Source organism: Bartonella sp. AD328YNZD, assembly GCF_042196425.1.
The window spans coordinates 1-1,756 of sequence record NZ_JBHIQG010000228.1 but is presented as its reverse complement, the minus strand read 5'-3'; the positions used below and the strand labels follow the sequence as shown (position 1 = coordinate 1,756).

Here is a 1,756-nt window from a genome sequence, read left to right as displayed (position 1 = left end):
CCCCTTAGCCAAACCATTATTGCGTTACAATTTGGGCAGACACGAGTGCGCCAAGCCATGGGCACCATAGCCGTACCAACGGTTTTTGCTCCTGCCTTTGGACCGCTTGTAGGAGCTTCATTTGCTCAGTATGTGTCTTGGCGTTTGTTATTTTTTATCAATATTCCGCTTATTTTATTGGCACTCACCCTTGGAGCAAAACATTTAAAGAGCAACGAAACAACAAAAACAAAATTTAACTTATTTGCATTTTTAGCATTTTCTATATCGCTTCTCTCGTTTTTTTACCTCACAGAAGCCAGAAATATAAATAACCACAACGCCCTCTTTATCCTAGCACTTATAGCAGTGATATCTCTCATATTATTCATTGTTTCTAATCAGAAAGCAAAAAACAAATTAATCGTCTTTAGCGGATTTAAAAATGCGCGCTATACATTGCTCATGATCATGGGGCTTGTTGCTTCATTTCTTTTTTATAGTTTCCTCGTTTATTTCCCACTAGCCATTGCCATGGAACAAGCCCATGAAAATAGCCTTCTCATCATCGGTGCAGTCCTAGCTCTGCAAGGAGTGGGTGCATGGATTGGAAGGAAATTTATTTACCAAAAGTGGAAAGAAAAATCCCCCTTTTTCATGATAGGAATTGGTTTGGTGATATCAAGCTTTGGGTTATTATGCTTCGGCTATAATATAAGCATGGATGGACTTGGATTCTTGCTAAGAGGCGTAGGGCTTGGCATCGCCACCATTGTATGTTTGTCTGCTCCCATCCAATATGTCAACAGTTTATACGTCAAAGATACAGCCGTTATCACACGCATATTACAGCAAATAGGTGGAGCCTTAGGGGGTGTATTTGCTGGCTTTCTGCTACATTCGTTAACAGAGCAACGCCTTTCCTTAAGTCAAACATATCTCATATTCTTCCTCTTCTCTATCGCTGCATTTTTACTGTTTTGCCTAGCCCTCTTCTTATCGCCTCAAGAGAAAAATTCCGATTTATGATATGCTTTTGTATGAACGCCCTATCAATAACATTTGCAACGGTGTATAAAATTATACAGCCTTTACCACTGTTAAGGAATACCAATGCGCTAGAACCTTTGCCCCAGCCTTCATCATTCTATAAAAGAGCGTTAAACCGACAAGCTCCTTAAACTCTGAAATCGGACACCTCTAGTAGCATACATGTTGTTTGTAATTTTATGATTTTTTTGATGCTATGAGACACCTCTAAAAACCTATTGAAATATGCGATTTTCTGAATAGTATCTTTGGAGGTGTCCACAGAGGACAACATGATTTTCTATCCAAGATCCCATCACTAACAAACGCCCCTACAACACCAGTATAGAATACGCCGCCCAGCCCCCAATGCTGATCATTTTTCACGACGCATCGCGGTGTGAAAAATCGCACCGCACTTTCAAACCAAGTTATTTCATTCACCCTATATCACACTTCTTTGATCACTATGGTTTGGTAATTGCAACGGGATTAAGTGAATAAAGCAACAAAAACAGCTGGTAAAACAGCATCTTCTCTCTATTTTGTTGTTAACTGTTATAACAAATCTCCCCCGCTTTAAGAACAAAGGCTTTCCTCTTTGAGGGAGAAGTTTTTAAAACATTGAAAATCGTAATATACAATGACATACGGGAAACCATCTTTAAAAAAATTGTTTTTTTGATTTTTACAGTGTGCTTTTAGATTTCCCTACCTTTAAATTTTTCTTGTAAGTTTTACGGCAAAA

1 protein-coding gene is annotated in these 1,756 nt (G+C 38.7%); it reads left to right on the top strand.

Going from position 1 to position 1,756, the window contains the following annotated elements; translation table 11 throughout:
• Nucleotides 1–1,008 (top strand): MFS transporter (locus ACFIO3_RS09685; RefSeq protein WP_375704374.1); only part of this gene is annotated, 1,008 nt, incomplete at its 5' end.
• Between the last annotated feature and the right edge of the window lie 748 nt (nucleotides 1,009–1,756).